The sequence below is a fragment of the Pseudoalteromonas sp. OOF1S-7 genome (assembly GCF_022347765.1).
GTDB lineage: Bacteria > Pseudomonadota > Gammaproteobacteria > Enterobacterales > Alteromonadaceae > Pseudoalteromonas.
Map to the genome: position 1 here is coordinate 263,383 of NZ_JAKRFZ010000005.1, position 17,797 is coordinate 281,179.

Annotated in this window: 12 protein-coding genes; 7 read left to right on the forward strand and 5 right to left on the reverse strand. The window is 46.6% G+C overall.

The window, feature by feature from the left end; genetic code table 11:
• Positions 1–539: 539 nt before the first annotated feature.
• Entirely contained in the window at positions 540–2,498 is a 1,959-nt protein-coding gene (locus tag MHN33_RS10260; RefSeq protein WP_239397860.1) for a fibrinogen-like YCDxxxxGGGW domain-containing protein, read from the reverse strand.
• A gap of 103 nt (positions 2,499–2,601) precedes the next feature.
• Between MHN33_RS10260 and MHN33_RS10265 the strand changes: the two genes are divergently transcribed.
• The 6 genes from MHN33_RS10265 to MHN33_RS10290 all read left to right on the forward strand — a co-directional run bounded on the left by MHN33_RS10265 (position 2,602) and on the right by MHN33_RS10290 (position 13,449).
• Positions 2,602–2,799 carry a hypothetical protein gene (locus MHN33_RS10265; RefSeq protein WP_239397913.1) on the forward strand — a complete coding sequence of 66 codons (198 nt, stop codon included), beginning with the start codon at positions 2,602–2,604 and terminating at the stop codon, positions 2,797–2,799.
• A complete protein-coding gene (locus MHN33_RS10270; RefSeq protein WP_239397861.1) occupies positions 2,709–2,966 on the forward strand; it encodes an SDR family oxidoreductase in 258 nt (85 codons plus the stop codon). Before MHN33_RS10265 ends, MHN33_RS10270 begins: the two co-directional genes overlap by 91 nt.
• Positions 2,967–3,097: 131 nt before the next feature.
• Positions 3,098–10,516 carry a T6SS effector amidase Tae4 family protein gene (locus tag MHN33_RS10275; RefSeq protein ID WP_239397862.1) on the forward strand — a complete coding sequence of 2,473 codons (7,419 nt, stop codon included), beginning with the start codon at positions 3,098–3,100 and terminating at the stop codon, positions 10,514–10,516.
• Positions 10,517–10,530: 14 nt separating this feature from the next.
• Positions 10,531–11,169: a hypothetical protein gene (locus MHN33_RS10280; RefSeq protein ID WP_239397863.1), complete on the forward strand. Its 639-nt coding sequence runs from the start codon at positions 10,531–10,533 to the stop codon at positions 11,167–11,169.
• Positions 11,170–11,585: 416 nt separating this feature from the next.
• Entirely contained in the window at positions 11,586–12,446 is an 861-nt protein-coding gene (locus MHN33_RS10285; protein ID WP_239397864.1) for an RHS repeat-associated core domain-containing protein, read from the forward strand.
• Between the two features lie 31 nt (positions 12,447–12,477).
• Positions 12,478–13,449 (forward strand): transposase, encoded by a 972-nt coding sequence (locus tag MHN33_RS10290; RefSeq protein ID WP_239397865.1) that lies wholly within the window; start codon positions 12,478–12,480, stop codon positions 13,447–13,449.
• 402 nt (positions 13,450–13,851) lie between these two features.
• Here MHN33_RS10290 and MHN33_RS10295 read toward each other — a convergent pair whose 3' ends face one another.
• Both MHN33_RS10295 and MHN33_RS10300 read right to left on the reverse strand, forming a co-directional pair.
• Positions 13,852–14,370, reverse strand: coding sequence for a GNAT family N-acetyltransferase (locus tag MHN33_RS10295; protein ID WP_239397866.1), 519 nt, complete (start codon positions 14,368–14,370; stop codon positions 13,852–13,854).
• Positions 14,354–14,614 carry a helix-turn-helix domain-containing protein gene (locus MHN33_RS10300; protein WP_239397867.1) on the reverse strand — a complete coding sequence of 87 codons (261 nt, stop codon included), beginning with the start codon at positions 14,612–14,614 and terminating at the stop codon, positions 14,354–14,356. The genes MHN33_RS10295 and MHN33_RS10300 overlap by 17 nt, the downstream gene beginning before the upstream one ends.
• Before the next feature lie 336 nt (positions 14,615–14,950).
• Here MHN33_RS10300 and MHN33_RS10305 point away from each other — a divergent pair, with 336 nt between their 5' ends.
• On the forward strand, positions 14,951–15,313 hold the full coding sequence (locus tag MHN33_RS10305; protein WP_209051012.1) for a hypothetical protein: 363 nt from the start codon (positions 14,951–14,953) through the stop codon (positions 15,311–15,313).
• A gap of 26 nt (positions 15,314–15,339) precedes the next feature.
• Here the strand turns inward: MHN33_RS10305 and lnt are convergent, their stop codons facing one another.
• A complete protein-coding gene (lnt, locus tag MHN33_RS10310) occupies positions 15,340–16,920 on the reverse strand; it encodes an apolipoprotein N-acyltransferase (RefSeq protein WP_239397868.1) in 1,581 nt (526 codons plus the stop codon).
• Positions 16,898–17,776, reverse strand: a complete 879-nt coding sequence (gene corC, locus MHN33_RS10315; RefSeq protein ID WP_054017264.1) for a CNNM family magnesium/cobalt transport protein CorC — start codon at positions 17,774–17,776, stop codon at positions 16,898–16,900. The genes lnt and corC overlap by 23 nt, the downstream gene beginning before the upstream one ends.
• Between the last annotated feature and the right edge of the window lie 21 nt (positions 17,777–17,797).

Below are 17,797 nucleotides of genomic sequence, written 5' to 3' on the forward strand. Positions count from 1 at the left end.
CTCTTGTAATTAAGTGAAGCCTGAATAAGGCATAGGTGCCATTGGTTTGTATACAACCGGTGCTTTTATTGACCTGGCGAAGGCGAGCTACTTGTTGAGGTAACTCGACCAAGCAATTTGAAATAATAGCTGATGGCATGATAGGACACCTTGTTGAGTGCTGGTACTTGGTACCCTATAAGCTAATCTGACTCTTCCTCGCCATTGGCATAGTCTGCCATCCTCAGTCCATTGAGTATTAACTAAAAGGTAGACGGCGCACTTCCTGTGCGCCAGCATGAATGGGTGTCCCCAAAACTTCTTTTTTCTTCTGCTTACGTGCTTTTAATATTAGCCTTTATTTCGAAAGGATATAACCAAAAGAACTGTCACTGCTATGGTGACACTTAGTGCATAGTTATATAAGTTTTCTGTGTTTAATGTGAGTAAGTCAACAAATATTGACTTCACCAGAAAAGCACAACCAGCGACTGCAAAAAGTTGTAAGTACCTATTCATTGGATCCTCATAAACTCCTTGTATTGCAATTGCGACCTTTTTTATTTTACGTAGTAATACAGAGTATTTTGCTCTGCGCCACTGTAAGTTCCATGGCTATAAGGCCATACATCGAATTTAACGCTGTGTTGGTATAACGACGCGCCTGCGCGCAGGTAGCCATCGCCTCGGCTGGTAGATTTTATGCTCAAAGCAATAAATGAGTAATCTAATCCTGACATGCTACACCCAGTGTTTTCGTTATGCCATAAAACGGCAATATCGTAGGGGACTTGAGGCTCAGTTAAGTCATTATTTTGTTTCACAGAAATGCAGCTAGCGTTAACGAGTTTACTTTTGCTTATTTGTGAAACCTTGCTGTGTTCATCAACAAACATCATACCCGTTGTCATAGTGTCACGAATGGCCTGCCATTGATCATTAGCAAGTACACCGACCGTGTCTAAGGTAACAGGAGAGGTGTGTACGATACTTTCAAGTCCATCGGTATGATGTGCAACTAACGCCCAGCCACCGCCATTTTGTGTCATTTCACAGTATGCATTAAACGGTGCGATGCCATTGTCGCCATCAGGGTCAATTTCGTAGAAACCAGAGCTGGCAGTCGGGTTTTGCTGCTTAATGGTGGCACAGGTAATGCCATTTGCTGGGTTTGGCTCTTCTGTTGGTACTTCAGGTGTGCCATTGCCTACAAATCCGCCATAGTATTCTAATTCTGAAATCACACGATAGTTATGCCCGTATGTAGAGTGGATCTTCAATCTGACGTATTTTCCGATTGCTGGCTGTGTAAGTTCTACGGTTTGATCATAGCTTTTGGTTAGGGTAAATGACTCATGATCAATAAAGTTGGTATTATCATCAGACACCTGTAACGTGATATCTTTTACATCCATACCATGGCTAGCTGCACTGGTATGCACCATAACTCTAAATGACGTAATGTAAGCCTGTTTCTCAAAGGCAACTTGAAGCCAGTGTTCCTGAACCACAGTCGTTAGCCATATGCCTCGTTTAATCTTTCCTTCAGTGGCGTCATTATTTACCAGTGTTGAATAGTTATAGCCGTCGAATGCACCAGAGGCACTATCCGCAGAGTAACTTTGGCTAGTCGTGTACGATGATTCGGTTAAGCCATTTGAACCAATTAAAGCGATGTTCCCGTATTGGCCTGTTTTTTCACCAGGCTCAATCGTGAATGTGCTGGAGGTTTGTAAGCGAAGCGACATGGTATCTTTACCGTAGTGGGTGATGTCTTGTGCAAAGAGTTGGTTTTTCAAATTTAGAATATTCACCACTTCCAGTACATGGCTTGTCTCGGAGTCTTTAGATTGCTCTTCTTGTATAAAAAGCTTGCCGTTTAGGGTTTGAAAACCAGTTTGATTGGTTGCTTGATGCGTTAGGTTATAAGCCAGGTTTTCGTTCGTAAACCCATTATTAGTCTCTTTATAGATAGCAAGATAACCGATGGTTTCTTCTGCATGTGCGCTGCCAATCTCCTGCACTTCTAAGTCTGCACCTAAAGTCAGTTTTGAAACGCTAGAGGCACGTAATGTATAGGCATCACTGCGGTTTTGAGTTTGGCCACTCAATAGTACACTAGGTGCATGTGCAAAGCTTTCTTTAAAAAATAGCTGAGTATTGCCACTTTTAAGGTTAAATTTGCCGGCTTCCCATATGCTGCCATCGTCAAGCTGGTGGCGGCCATTTTCAACAACTAAAAACGACACTCGTTCTTCTTCATGCATGCCATCAAGATATGGCCACTCTTTAAATTGCACATCAAAACTTGTCGGGGTTACATTCGAAATGGAAATAACGCCTGGTTCACTGTCATTAAGTGTTGGCACCGATGAAATAATAACGGGATCAGTGTAACCGTTAAATGTAATGGTTTGTTTTTCACTGCTAACTGCAACATCTTCAATTAATGTAAATGCGTGCGCACTGTGCATTATGATGGTAATGAGTATTGCAACGATTCCAAGTATTGCCCTCATGCAGGCTCCTTTTTATAAGTAAAAAGGGAATTGAATCAGGGGGTTAATCTAAAGTCAACTGCCTTTTAATCATGTACCTTTAAACGGTCATGGCTGTATAAGAATGCGCGGTGAACACACCGGGATATGCAGTGCTGCGCCACAAGGTGCCAGCGACAGCTTTACGCGTCGCCAGCTTCTGGATCTGGCAGCAGAGGGGATCCGGATCAAATGTGTTTGCCCGGCTTGTATCTACACCGAATTTCATGCCGATGGGGGGAGCCTGGCAGAGTCGCCCGGCTGGCATCCCTGCTGCCGCTAAAAAGAGGTGGCAAACCCGAAGAAGTTGCCAGCGCCATCGTTTGGTTGTTGAGCGCACAGGCAAGCTATGCCACCGGCACTTTTATCGATTTGACAGGGGAAAAGTGGGGTTTTTGTTACCCAAGTGATACTGGTGTTTGCTTTATGTGTCAAAAAGCTTGGTTGTGAGGTTGTTTGTTATCATTGTTAAGTTGTTGTTCACTTTCCTGGTTTAGGTATAATAATTGACTGAATTTTGTTCAGAGAAACTACTTTTACTGCGTTAACGCAGATGACATCAGTCAGGGATTTTGGAAAATATGAAAACAATAGTACAGATAATAAGCCTATTATTTCTGTTTTCCTCACTGGCACAGGCGAGTGTTGCACAGTCGCCGAGTGTTTATGAGGATGGCTCGGGAAATATCTATATTCAGTCACCTAAGCAGTTTGTTTTGATTGCGGGCAAGATTAATATTCCTCTTCACGTCTACCCTCCAATGGGATTGGTAAAGCTGAGCTACAGCAACGGGCAATGGTACCGTGATGTCTTATCTGAAGCGCAGTTTAATGCTGTCGCGTCTCAGCTACAATTCAGCGCACAGCTAACGGAGCGCCTGCGCTGGCGCGATATAGACGGGGATGGTGTCAACGATTATGTGCTTTTCACCGATGCTTCTTCCTACCATAACGCAAGCCTGATCTCGGTTAGTACCAGATCCGGAACAATTCGCGCCCTCAAGTTACCGTCGGGCACAAACCTGGCCAACAACTATCAGCTTACGGATGTCAATGGTGACGGCCGGCTGGATGTAAAGTCTGGCTCAGACGTGTTTCTGGCATCAGCAAATGGTCAGTTCCTGTATGCCGGTCAGGGGGCTGTTGAGCCTGCCAGTAAAGTGGATACCACGGCTGGCGAGTTCAGAGTTGATGAAACCGGCCAGGCAACTTACACAGTGCCGGTTGCTTTACCTGCTGGACCGGGCGGCATAAAACCCGCTGTGTCTATCGCATACAGCTCTGCTGCGGGGGTTGGAAACGCCGGCTATGGCTGGAATGTTGCAGCAGGTTCAGCCATCACACGTTGTACAAAAAACATTGCAACAGACGGCAAACAGCAAGCGGTCCGAATGCAAAAGAGCGATGGCTATTGTTTAGATGGGAGCCGCCTTATTCTGGTCAGTGGCACTTATGGCGCAGCAAACAGCACCTATCGCACCGAGCTTTCCAACTTTATGACAATAAAAGCTGTCGGTACGGATGCCAGTAGTACCGGTCCTAAAGGCTTTATTGTCGAATCCAAAGATGGTGATACAAAACGTTATGGTGATACGTCGATAAGTAACGATAGCGATGCCTTTGTTAAGCCTGTTGGTAGCACAGCGAGAGGCGCACATACCTGGGCACTGAAGCAGGTTAGTGATATTTTTGGCAACAAAATTACCTATCATTACACCAGCAATACGAGTCTTGGCTATCATCTGCTAGAGCGCATCGCGTATGGCAAGGTAAAAGTGAATTTTGATTACACTGACCGTAATACCCGCCAATATGGTTACGCCTATGGGGGGAAGGTTGCTAACGTAAAACGTATTTCGGGTATTGAGGTTACACGTGGTGGAGATGCATTTCGTTACTACAATATCAACGGGGATGGGAGTCAGCATGACTACATAGACAGTATTCAGGAATGTACCTCCTTCAGTGCAGACAAGTCTTGTAAGCATTCGCTTACATTTAACTACAACAAAGAAGATACCAGTAGTGTTGGTTTCGCTGTGGCAGCAAGCCAGAGCTCCGGGATCAGAACCACGACCCTGCTGACCGATTTTAACGGTGATGGCCGCTCAGACTTCTTATATACAAATAGCACGGGCAAAACGCTGAGTGTCAGGATCACAGGCCATGATACGGATGTGATCACCACGGATTTGAAATCAGTTGAAGATTTTAAACTGGCGGATGTAAATGGTGATGGTTATACCGATATTATCTATGCGCAATCTTCGGGCTCTACGACTAAGTGGTATGCAAAGGCCTATCAGCCTGCTACCCAAAACGTTTCGGATATGATCTGTGACGATGGTATTCAGCCTCATGCTACAGAGATTATGCATGCTGATCATAACGAGGTGCAGTCAGCAGGTTCTGAAGTGCTCTCGCAGCCTGACAGCCTGAGTCGCGAACAAACACGCGGCAGAGGTATTTGTTATCCGAATGAGTACGTGGAAAATCTCTCTTTCAGTTCTGCTGTGGTACTTGCCCCTGGGTATTCAACTTCCAGTATGCTCGTTGATATTAACGGTGATGGTTTGTCTGACTGGTTGTACAGCTCTGGTAAAAAGCTGTTCTATCGTAAGAACATTGAGTCTAACAATATCTTGGGTCGTGACTATGGCAGTGGTAATCGTCTTTATGAGTTTAGCAGTGCAGACTTTTCGCCGGATCGTACCAATCAGGGATGTAGTTCTACCCATTCAATAGAGCATAAGTTCACTAAGAGCGCGGATATTAATGCCGATGGTGTGTCAGACTTTATTGTCAGACTGAAAACCGACTATAGTCCAATGTATCCCGGAGTACCTGGGTGCTCTACAACCGCCTATAAGCACAAGCTGCTGCTGAGTACAGGCACCAACGAATACAGTAAGTTTGACTACGGCTTCAGTGGCGTTGAAGATATACGGTTTGCTGACTTAAATGGTGATGGCCTGTCTGATCTGGTTTTTGCCAAAAACACTGGCTGGCAATACCGCCTGGTTACCGGCAATGCAGCCGCGCCATTACAGGCGGCAAAAAGCTTGTCGATACTCTCTGAGGAAATGGGCACCGAGAGTTACCGGGGCAATGTCCATTTTGCCGATGTAAACCAGGATAACATTGCGGATATCATAGCGCTAAATCATACCCGGGTTGTAGACCGTGAGGGATATTGTCGCTGGGATGGAGAGGGTGAACCCCATGGAACAGAGCCTAAAACACAGGTTCTGGCAGAGGAAATCGGCACCACCTCCCAGGGGTATTGCGACACAGGTTATACATGGATACCCGCGACTTATATCGATGGTATGCAGGCAACGGTCTGGACAGGGCAAACAACGGCAGCTACCAGTATTGCATATACCGAAACCAAACTGGGTGACGGTTTAAAAGGAACCGCGCATACGCTGAAAATTGGCGATATAGACGGCGATGGTTTGACAGACGTGTTGCGAAGTAGTTCTCGAGCGACGGCCAATGCAACCTTCGTGCATTATCGCAATACCATGCTGAGTGCCAGTGTTGCCTCTCATAAGCTGACCAAAGTCTCCACAGGCTTTGATGTAGCAACAGATATTAATTACAAGAAAATATCCGACGATGCGGTATACACCCATTTACCGGCGTTTAATACCTTAGGTAAAGTGAATGCGAATTTCTTTTCGCCACAATTTGGTATGTGGCTGGTCAGCAGTGTTTATTCAGATTCCAATGGCAGTGGTTCATCGACTCAGCAAGTGGGTGTTAACTACAAATATTCAGGGTTTAAGATTGATAAGCTGGGTCGGGGTCCGCAAGGGTTTTATGAAATAGAAACCACCGATCCGCAGACCAACATCAAAACCACGACGCGCTATCATCAGAGCTGGCCATTAACGGGTAAACCTCAGTTCACCAAATCTTATGCCGGCGATCAGTTGATCACCCACGCCACTTCTAGTTGGTGGAGCGCTACCGATAAGCTTGGAGCGTTGTTTGTCTATCTGGGTCATAGTGAAGAAAAAGGCTGGCAGCTAGGCACTGATGGCAGCCGCCGCCCCATCAAACGCATTGTGACATATAACAGTTATGACGTTGGACTGAGTGATAAGTGGGGGAATCTGACCGCCAGCACTACAACAACACATATGCCAGAGCAGGGTGAAGATAACTGGACGCCAGCCCATATTACCCATACAGTCAATACCTATTACACTGGTGCCGACTACCTCAGATATGGACGCTTAAAATCAAGTTCTGTAAGGCAAACTCAGGTTGCTAAGCAGGGTCTTTCATATTCCTTATTAACGCGTCAAACCGAGTTTACTTACTACGATAACTTAATGCTGGAAAGTGAAACTGTTGCACATGAGTGCTCGGGCAGCTCTACTAGCCGCAACGATGTTAATCACTGTGATGCTAGCAACAAGTACACTAAAACCTTGCATTACGATGCCTTTGGTAATGTCATACAAACCGATATCACAGCAGGTTCAGAGACCCGCTCCAGCTACACTCAGTATGACAGTACAGGCGAGTTGGTTATCAGAAAAGCCAATGCACTGAACCAGGCTGTCACATATTTGTACAACGGCGTCAGCAACCCGGATGGACGCATTGTGTCTGTAACGGAGACAAGCCCTAATGGTGTATCAAAAACACAGTTGCTGAACCAATGGGGAGAAGCGGTAGAGACGCGCTTTGCAGATGACACTTATAAAAGAAGTGAAACCTTATCCTGTGGCAGCAGCTCGCTGTGTTCATCTGTGAATGGGCACTACTATACTAAATCAACTCAGTCTGGCGTGGTTGCGCAGTATCAGGTATTTGATAGATATGGCCGTAATGTGCGCAATACCAAAGCACTGGTCGATGGCAGTGTGGCGTATGAAGATATCACCTACGATAAGCACAACAACCCGATCACTAAAACGCTACCGTACAAGCTCGGAGAGACCAAGTATACGACACGTTTTGAGTATGACGGTTACAACCGCCTGAAAAAAACGACGCTGCCGAGTGGCAAAGCAACAAGCGTGCGTTATCTGGGTCAGTTAACCCGTACTACTGACATTGGTGGCAGTAATGATGGCTACAGCGCGACCAGCTACAAACGCGATGAGGTGCAGGATGTGCTGGGCAGAACGCTGTATAAGACAGACCCTTATACGGGTTCTAATCCAGGTATTGTGAACCGTGTCAGATTTGACTATAACGCTTTTGGCGATATCGTTAGTACGACAAATGCAGTTTACAACACTGCTACCAGAGGGTTTACAAACACCACAACCACAACACACTACGACCGCTATGGCAGAAAAATCAAAGTGGAGGACCCCAGTCGAGGGACTTGGCAGTTGTATTACAACGGCTTTGGAGATGTCGTTAAAGAGGTGAACGGTCGCTCTGAAATCAAAGAGATCGACTATACATCGCTTGGTCAGGTGGCACGCACGGTTCAGCTGGATAAAACAGCATCAGACCGTTCTTTGATCAGTTGTAATGTCTATGGCAACAGCAAATCTGCGCATAATATAGGGAAACTGACGGATTCTTATCAGTTCCGCGTGACAGGCTCAGCGGCACGTTGCGAACACTTAATTGCCAATAACACGGCGAGTATCAGTAAGCACTACACTTTTGATGAGCTTGGTCGCCCTGAAACCAGTGTGACTAAACATGCCGGTGGAGAGTTTAAGACGGTTTCCAGCTATAACAGCCTGGGCCAGTTAAGTCAGATGGCGCTGCCTAATGGCATGTTTGTGAAGTCGTATTACACCAATGGTCAGCTGCGCAGCAACTATGATGCGGCCACCAATAAGCTGCTGAGTAAAATAGAAAGCGTTGATGCACAGGGGCGGGTGACGCAGCAGACCTTTGCAGGCGGAGTTTCCCGGACTCAGTCATTTGAAAAAGACAGTGGCTTTATTGACTCAATTTCTATATCCAATGCCACCCAGACGCTGTATACCGTAAATTACAAGCATGATATCCGTGGCACAACGCGTCATCGTATCAGTCAATACTATGAACCGGGCGTCGGCAATGATTCTTTCACGTTTACAGAAGGGTTTGGCTACGAAAATAATGGCCTGCAGCGCCTGGAAACCCGTACGGTCAGCCATGCCAGCACCCGGTATGGTGTGTCGTTACGGCTGGCAAACCAAACCTTTGGCTACGATGCATATGGCAATATCAAGACCAATACCAATGTAGGGACATACCACTATACGAATGCCAGCAATCCGTATCAGTTGACATCCGTCTCAGGTGCAAGCGGTAAGCGCAACTATAGTATGACGTATGATAACCATGGCAATATCACGAATGATGGCCAGCGTCGTTTTTATTACACGCAGTTTGATAAGCCCTATAAGATTACCAAAGACAGTAACACCTACACTGAGTTCAGATACGACGAAGCTGGTCGCCGCTATTACCGCAAAGACGTACAGCTGGTGAATGGCAGTTCACAAACGAAACAGGTGTACTACGTTGGTAAGGTGTATGAGTTGATCAAGCAGTCAGGCGGCAAAGACAGCAGTGGCAGTGCTTTGCCGTCACAAATTGAACATCGCTGGTATGCCGGTGGTGTGGTGATCAGCCAGATTGAAGGCCAGGCACAAAAAACTCAGGTAGCACACAGCGATATGCTGGGCTCAACGGTACTGGTAACCAGTGGCAGCGGCAGTGCGATTGCACAGTACATTTACGACCCCTGGGGTAAACAGCAGCGCGTGTATGCGGCTTCTGAAATGGGCAGCAGCCTGTTACCACTGACACAGATGCGCGCCTTTACCGGGCACGAGCAGGTAGATCAGCTCGACATCATACATATGAACGGGCGCATTTATGATGCTAATTTGGGTCGCTTTTTACAGGCCGATCCGTTTGTTCAGTTCCCGGATATAACGCAAAGCCATAACCGCTACAGCTATGTGCTGAATAACCCGTTGACCTACAACGATCCCAGCGGTTACTTCCTGAAGAAGTTAATGGAGGTTACGGGACTGACCTCACTGCTTAAAGCCATTGCCAAGATCCCGATCCTGGATGCGGCCGTTAGTATTGCCATTGGTTCTTTCGCCCCCTGGGCATTAGTCTTATATCAGGGGTTAAAAACCTACGCAGTCACAGGTAGCTTTGGGGCTGCGTTAAAATCCGCAAGTATTTCGGCTGTGACCATAGGCTTCTCCATAGCAATTGGCGGTGCATTGCCATTTGATTCGGCGAGCGGGTTATCACTGGTCAATGTGGCCAATGTGGCTTCTCATGCCATGGTTGGCGGGATAACATCCGTTCTGCAAGGGGGTAAATTTGGTCATGGTTTTGTCAGCTCTATGGTGACGGCGAGCATGAAAGGGTTTATGAACCCTAAAACGGGTACTTTTGCTGATGCAGTGAGAAGAACGGTGATTGCGGGTGCTGTTGGTGGGACTATGTCTGAACTGACAGGTGGCAAGTTTGCCAATGGTGCGGTCACATCTGCCATGCAGTGGTGGTATAATGCAGAGGAGGGTGGGGAGTTTGTTGAAAAGCGACCAAGTTACTCAGAGATGGAAAAAAATTACCCCCATGGCTCGGCTCAAGAGGTTTTTGAATCTGTTGGTGGTAAAGTTGCAGTAAATGGCAGTATTCCTGTCGAGGAAGGCGGGTGGGCAAACTCATGTACTGTTCGAATATCTGTATGTTTGAATGCCAGCGGAGCAGATATTCCGTTCATGTCAGGTGAAACCAGCTCCGGTTCAAATGGAAAGTGGCACATGTTTAGGGTTAGAACGCTAGAACGTTACTTGACAAACAATTGGGGGCCCCCTGATGTACTTAGTACAAACGCAGCTGATTTTTCAGGTCAAAAAGGAATACTAATATTTGATACAACGGGAACATGGTCAGATGCTTCTGGGCATGCAACTTTGTGGAATGGAAATAGCACAGTTGATGGAACAAATTATTTTAATAGTTCTTCTAGAGTGTTACTTTGGACTTTGCCTGATTAATGCGAGATAAATCTATGAGTATTATTAGATTGATAAAATTAAAGAAATTTTTTTTGTTTCTATGTGTATTGTCAGGTTCCAGTATTGTCAATGCAAATGATATTTTAAAGAAAACTTATAATCCGGCTCTAGGGCAAACTAATTATAGTATTGAAACTGAACAATGCATGGTGGCTGTCATTGCATTTGATAAAGGTGGTATTAATGAAAATACTTTACGTATTAAAAGAAGGTGTGATCTAGGAGTTTCTATTGAATCTGGGCTGTTAGCGATAGTATTTTCCGAGATGAAAGTTGAGAATAAACTTAATGGGATAGATTCTATTTCTTGGGGGGCAATTCAATCTACCGAACTGCAAGAAAGGCTCGCAAGGAGTTCAATAGAATCACCTATTTGGTTAACACGAATTAAAGATAGCAAGGGAAAAGCATTTCCTAAAAATATTCCTGAAGTTAGAGATATTTTAAATGATGGTTTGGTATTTAAAGAGTTAGTGAGTGTATTATGTGCAATGGGTTATAGCTTGTCAGTTAAGACTGTAGAGGGTATTTTGGTAGGGCTGGCTTCAAGTCACATTGAAAGCTTCGACAATCAGAGTGATATCGTTGTGCCTTACTCCGCCAATGTTTGGTTTGAGCTTGGGAGGCAGTAGCTTGTAAGGAGTTTGGAGAGGCATCCATTCAAAGGGCATTTTTTGTGAGACATTCACCTAATTTGGGTTTCTAGCTATTTAGATGTCTAGGTGCTTTTTCAGGGAGTCAAATAGAATATCCACTCCAAATCTGGCGTGCTTTTGGTACGCCAGCTACATTTAGGCTTGAGCAAATTTAAGGTGATATGCATTGAAAACTGGCGCACAGAGTGAAAAGTTACATAAAGTTACATGGACAGCCACCTAAAGTGGCGTACGTAAGGTACGCCGTCTACCTTTAGGTAAAAAACATTGAAGACATCCACCCTAAATTGGCGCTTGAATGATAGGGCTGGACAGTTTGGGGTGGGCGTCTTCGCAACTTTATCAGCCAGGTTGAAGGGCTGGCACAAAAAACTCAGGTAGCACACAGCGATATGCTGGGCTCAACGGTACTGGTAACCAGTGGCAGCGGCAGTGCGATTGCACAGTACATTTACGACCCCTGGGGTAAACAGCAGCGCGTGTATACGGCTTCTGAAATGGGCAGCAGCCTGTTACCACTGACACAGATGCGCGCCTTTACCGGGCACGAGCAGGTAGATCAGCTCGACATCATACATATGAACGGGCGCATTTATGATGCTAATTTGGGTCGCTTCTTACAGGCCGATCCGTTTGTTCAGTTCCCGGATATAACGCAAAGCCATAACCGCTACAGCTATGTGCTGAATAACCCGTTGACCTACAACGATCCCAGCGGTTACTTCCTGAAGAAGTTAATGGAGGTTACGGGACTGACCTCACTGCTTAAAGCCATTGCCAAGATCCCGATCCTGGATGCGGCCGTTAGTATTGCCATTGGTTCTTTCGCCCCCTGGGCATTAGTCTTATATCAGGGGTTAAAAACCTACGCAGTCACAGGTAGCTTTGGGGCCGCGTTAAAATCCGCAAGTATTTCGGCTGTGACCATAGGCTTCTCCATAGCAATTGGCGGTGCATTGCCATTTGATTCGGCGAGCGGGTTATCACTGGTCAATGTGGCCAATGTGGCTTCTCATGCCATGGTTGGCGGGATCACCTCTGTTCTGCAAGGGGGTAAATTTGGTCATGGTTTTGTCAGCTCTATGGTGACAGCCAGCATGAAAGGGTTTATGAAACCGCAAACAGGAGCTTTTGCTGATGCAGTGAGAAGAACGGTGATTGCGGGTGCTGTTGGTGGGACTATGTCTGGGTTGAGCAAGTTACATGGACAGCCACCTAAAGTGGCGTACGTAAGGTACGCCGTCTACCTTTAGGTAATACTCAATGGATTGAGGGTGACAAATTATGCCAATGGCAAGGAAGAGACAGGTCAGCTTATCAGACACTAAGTACTACCACTGCATATCCCGGTGTGTTCGCCGGGCATTTCTGTGCGGCAAAGACCGTGTAACGGGCAAGTCTTATGAACATCGTCGAGATTGGGTTGAGGAAAAATTGCTGACCCTTGCGAAGGTGTTTTGCATCGATGTGTGTGGCTACGCGGTTATGAGCAATCATACGCACATTGTGCTGTATGTGGATGATAAAAAAGCACAAAGGATATCAGACAGAGCAATAGTTCTTCGCTGGCATAAGTTGTTTAAGGGCAACTGGTTGACGCACAAATTCATTAGTGGTGATGAGCTGAGCGCATCCGAGCATAGTATGCTGGCAGCTGATATAGCTGAATTCAGATCCCGTCTTGCGAGCATCAGCTGGTTTATGCGGGTGCTTAATGAAGACATTGCTCGCAGAGCCAATAAAGAAGATGGTTGCACAGGTCGATTTTGGGAAGGAAGATTCAAGTCACAGGCTTTATTGGATGAAGCGGCACTGGCAGCATGCCTGGCTTATGTTGACCTGAACCCAGTCAGAGCCCAAATGGCAGATACACCGGAAACGTCAGACTACACCAGCATTAAAAAGCGTATTGAGCATGCACAGCAAGGTAAGCAACCCAAAAGCTTACTGCGTTTTGCTGGTAATCCAGGACAGCACAAGCCCAAAGGACTGCCGTTTGAGCTGACTTATTATATTCAACTGGTTGAGTTAACAGGCCGAAGCATGCGTGCAGATAAGCAGGGTTATATCAGCGATAGTCAGCCACTGCTGACACGATTGCAAATAGAGCCAGACAACTGGCTCAAACTGACTACGCAGTTTACAAAGGTCTTTCATGGTGCAGTGGGGCGAAAGCAAGCGATGACAGATTACTGTGAACATCTTCATAAAAGGCGACGAGCCAACTTGACTCAGTGCGAGCGGTTGCTGGGCTAACATGAATTAGTTCCGACCAGACCTGACATTTCGATTTTTCCAGGCTCAGGCTTGGGTGCGAACTCGTATTGTCCGAATCTGATTATTCTTCAGTATTTCATAGTTAAACTTACAAGTTCCACTATCGGAAGCTTATAGAAAGCGTAACATTCAATAGCCTTGCATTGCGACTTTGAGCCTGCCCACAATAGATGTGTGAATTTACTGGTGGGTGTCACTTAAAACTCTTTTATAGCCTTGCATTGTGACTTTGAACCTGCCCACAATAGATGTGTGAATTTACTGGTGGGTGTCACTTAAAACTCTTTTCTTGGCTGTATTCTTGAGCGTTTTTAGTATGTTTCTTCAAGCCGTATCTGGCTTAGTTTCCACTTTAATATGAATGATGACGCCTGATTTAGCTTACTGAAGCTGTTTAAAATAATAGCTGGTGGCATACAGATTTCCTTGTTGATCACTCACAAAATGGGGGATCTCTCCACTTTTGGTAAAGCCAACGGCCTGATAAAACTGTTCCGACTTATCACCACTTTGCGTATCCAACACTAAGAGTCTAATTCCCAGCTGACTGGCATAGGCTTCAAGGTGATGCATCAGTATTTGGGCGATGCCCTGGCGTTGATAGTCCGGATGTACCAGTAACTTTTCCACTTCTGCACGATGCTGTCCGTTTTGTTTCTGACAGGGTACCAGTTGTACCGAGGCAACTAACTGTTGATCTATCAATGCGCCCAGCAAGACTCGTGTGTTGCCTAACAGCTCAGTGTTCACCTGAGACCAGTAGTTGACCATCTGAGAACCTGAGATTGGGTGGTAGAACCCCAAGGAAGCACCCTGAGCGACACAGGCTTGCAATTGCCAGGCAAGTGCTTGCTGCAACATCGGGGTGATCTCGGCAAGGGGCTCAATTATGAGTGACATAATCAGGCTCCTTCATCCCTGCTAATTCTTCACGGATCTGGCGTAGCTGAGATTCCAGTCTCTGTTTTTGTTGTACAAGCAGCGAATAGCGAGATTGCGGCTGCTTGCGCCGCAGCGCCGCATAAAGTGTGCGCTGTGATAAGGCAAACTGACTGGCTGCTTCATGAATGGTCAGTTGCTGGCTTTGTACCATATGCACCGCACGCAGCACACTGGGGTGAGTGGAAGAGAGTTTGGCGGCCATGTTAATGCTCCGGACTAATACAGTAAATATCGTTGCCGGGTGGCCATCCTCGACACACTGTGTGCCAGATAGGACTCTGTATGTCGGTAAGTACAGGGGTCATGTTGTTCGCTCCTATTAGTCAATACACGCTGCCAAGGAATATTCATGCCAAAAATTAAAAAGATATATATTACAAATGGTTGGTGAAGATTTTAAGGTGGCGACAATCTTATATATGCACAATATTGATGCAATACAGTGACTATCTTGGTGCACATTGGATGTTTGTATTCGTCCCTTTTTGATAAACTCCCCGTGGAGCTATTTTTGAAAAGCATAATTATGGGAGCAATAATGAAAAAAGTGATCGCGGCAACAGCATTGGTTCTGATGTCCACTTCGTCTTATGCACGAACGTCTATATGTAAGACGACGGCCACGGGTGTTGAGATAAACCGGTATGGTGAGGTACAGTTTAATACTTCCTCATTTGGCACGTCTAAGCCCGTCTGTAACGTGTCTCAGCAACTTGGCTATATCACTACAGAAACATGTAAAGTGATGTACAGTCAAATGCTCGCAGCGGTTATGGCACAGTCAACTATTACACTGTGGTTTGAAACAACAGAAACGTGTGCTCAACTTCAGGAAGTGTATAAAAGCGGCTGGACGAGTTATCAAACTCATGGCTTTAAGCACTTTAGGATCAGCAACTAAATGCTGCATTAAAAACGAGCCTACTTTTACAAGTAGTCTCGTTCAACCCGGCACTTCAATCTGGTCAAGCCTTTCTCTAACACAATGAACCCAGCCAGAAACACCAACAATACCCAAACCCACTTATTCCCGTGCTGACTATAAAAGCTGTCTCCATGAATCAGTTTTACGTCCAGTAACATCGTTTCCTCAACAAACTGAGGGAGCGTATGCTGAGTCTGGCTGAGCGGATCGTAAATTCCACTGATCCCATTATTGGTTACTCTGATCAGAGGGCGTTGTAGCTCCAGCGCACGCATGCGGGCTATTTGCATATGCTGATGCGGGCCGTGCGAGTCACCAAACCAGGCGTCGTTGCTCACGGTAAAGAGCATATCCGACTCACTGGTGTAATTGTTTCTCACCAGTTCGCTGAAGGCAATTTCGTAGCAGATAGCAGGTAAAATATGCAGCCCGTTGGCTATCAGGTTCGGCTGCTGCGCTTCGCCTCGCGAGAAGGATGACATGGCCAGGTTGAATAACGGCGCAATGGGTCGCAACCAGGTTTCGAACGGGACAAATTCTCCGATCGGCAATAGCTGGTGTTTCTGGTAACGGTTAGGGTGCAAATAGCGATAGTGACCTTGCTCATCCTCTGCATGCTGTTTACCAACCACAATCAAAGTGTTATAGACATTGCGGGTATCAAATTGATAATCCGGAATGCCGGTAATGAGTGCGCTTTGATTAAACGCGGCGGCTTTATCCAGATTGTGTAAAAAGTCGAACGCTAAGTCTTCCAGCTCAGGAATGGCAGCTTCCGGCCAGACAACTAAGTCGGCCTGCTGCCACAATGGGCGGGTCATGTCCTGATATTTAGACATAGTCGGCCAGAACTGCTCAGGCTCCCAGCGCAGGCTTTGCTGAATATTGCCCTGAACCAGCAAGGTTCGGGTTTGCTCGCCGTTATAGTGCACCGGATTATCCGCTAGGCGTGTAAACAGGGTGAGTGCCAGCACAGGCAGCAGGGCAATTATGGTCAGCTGATAGCGCCTTTGCCAAAGCAGGTAGTACAGCAGCGCGCCAAGTAACACACAAACCAGGGTCAGGCCAAACTCGCCAATCCAGGGAGCAAGCATGTTAAGTGGTGCGTCGGTCTGGCTATAGCCAAAGCTCAGCCACGGGAACCCAGTCAGTAAGGTGCCACGCAGGTATTCAAATATCGCGAACCCACTTAGCAGCAGCGCAATGCGTTGCCAGGGTTTATCCGAAAAACGTGTTGCCAGGGCAAACGCCAGCGCAGGGTAAATCGCCAGATAGGCACAGAGCAGGCCCATTAACAATAATGAAGCCGGTAAGGGCAGCCCCCCGAACTGGGCGATGGAAACATGTACCCAGCTTATTCCGGCTGCAAACCAGCCAAAGCCAAATAAAAAGCCATATTTCGCGGCGTGTCGGGTTGTGGGCTGATCGGTGACAAAACACGCTACTGCGAGCGCTACAAAAGTCAGGGGCCAGAGGCCAAACGGGGCATAACTAAAGGTCAGTGAGGCACCGCTAAGCAGTGCCAGCCACGCAAACTTGTCTTTCAGTAAGGTGGTGAGTTTATTCGAAAACGTCTTCAACATGTTCAGCTTTTGGCATGGTCACCTGTAACTGCAAAATACGGCGATTGTCCGAGTTGGTAACCTTGAACTGCAAAGGTGCAATATCAATGGTTTCGCCCCGGCTTGGCATATGGCCAAAAGCATGCAAGATGATCCCGCCTATGGTGTCGGCTTCTTGCGTGTCATATTCCGTTTTAAAGAAGTCGTTGAATTCATCTAATGGGGTAAGAGCCTGAACGTTGAACACGTGTTTAGAGAGCTGGCGAATGGCCTGCTGTTCGTCTTCATTGTCGTGCTCATCTTCAATTTCACCTACGATGGTTTCCAGAATATCTTCGATGGTCACCAGGCCCGAAACACCACCATACTCATCAATAACAATGGCCATGTGATAGCGTTTTTGACGGAACTCATTGAGCAGCGCATCAACACGTTTACTTTCTGGTACCACAACGGCAGGTCGCAAGTATTCACGGATGGTTGGCAGTTCACTGTCGCGCTGAACAATCAGCGGTAGCAGATCTTTGGCCAGTAAAATGCCTTCGACATGATCTTTGTCTTCGCAAATGACTGGAAAGCGCGAATGGCTGGATTCAACCATAGCGGGTAACTGCGACTCCAGGTCCTGATCAATATCCAGCGTCACCATTTGTGAGCGCGGGATCATGATGTCACGGACTTTCAGTTCAGAAACACTGAGTACGCCTTCCATCATGTCTTTGGTTTCAGGGTCGATCAGGGCTCGTTCCTGCGCGTCGGCAATTACTTCTACCAACTCTTCTTTATTTTGGGGTTCCCCTTGCAGCATCTGAGTGATGCGTCCCAGCCAGGTCTTGCTCGAAGAACCCTGACTACTTTGCGAGTTTTCGTCGCTCATTGCGGTGTGTTACTCCAGTCG

Coding starts and splice junctions, on each gene's coding strand:
- MHN33_RS10260 (WP_239397860.1), bottom strand. CDS start 2,498: ATGAGGGCAATACTTGGAATCGTTGCAATACTCATTACCATCATAATG.
- MHN33_RS10265 (WP_239397913.1), top strand. CDS start 2,602: ATGCGCGGTGAACACACCGGGATATGCAGTGCTGCGCCACAAGGTGCC.
- MHN33_RS10270 (WP_239397861.1), top strand. CDS start 2,709: ATGTGTTTGCCCGGCTTGTATCTACACCGAATTTCATGCCGATGGGGG.
- MHN33_RS10275 (WP_239397862.1), top strand. CDS start 3,098: ATGAAAACAATAGTACAGATAATAAGCCTATTATTTCTGTTTTCCTCA.
- MHN33_RS10280 (WP_239397863.1), top strand. CDS start 10,531: ATGAGTATTATTAGATTGATAAAATTAAAGAAATTTTTTTTGTTTCTA.
- MHN33_RS10285 (WP_239397864.1), top strand. CDS start 11,586: ATGCTGGGCTCAACGGTACTGGTAACCAGTGGCAGCGGCAGTGCGATT.
- MHN33_RS10290 (WP_239397865.1), top strand. CDS start 12,478: ATGCCAATGGCAAGGAAGAGACAGGTCAGCTTATCAGACACTAAGTAC.
- MHN33_RS10295 (WP_239397866.1), bottom strand. CDS start 14,370: ATGTCACTCATAATTGAGCCCCTTGCCGAGATCACCCCGATGTTGCAG.
- MHN33_RS10300 (WP_239397867.1), bottom strand. CDS start 14,614: ATGGCCGCCAAACTCTCTTCCACTCACCCCAGTGTGCTGCGTGCGGTG.
- MHN33_RS10305 (WP_209051012.1), top strand. CDS start 14,951: ATGAAAAAAGTGATCGCGGCAACAGCATTGGTTCTGATGTCCACTTCG.
- lnt (WP_239397868.1), bottom strand. CDS start 16,920: ATGTTGAAGACGTTTTCGAATAAACTCACCACCTTACTGAAAGACAAG.
- corC (WP_054017264.1), bottom strand. CDS start 17,776: ATGAGCGACGAAAACTCGCAAAGTAGTCAGGGTTCTTCGAGCAAGACC.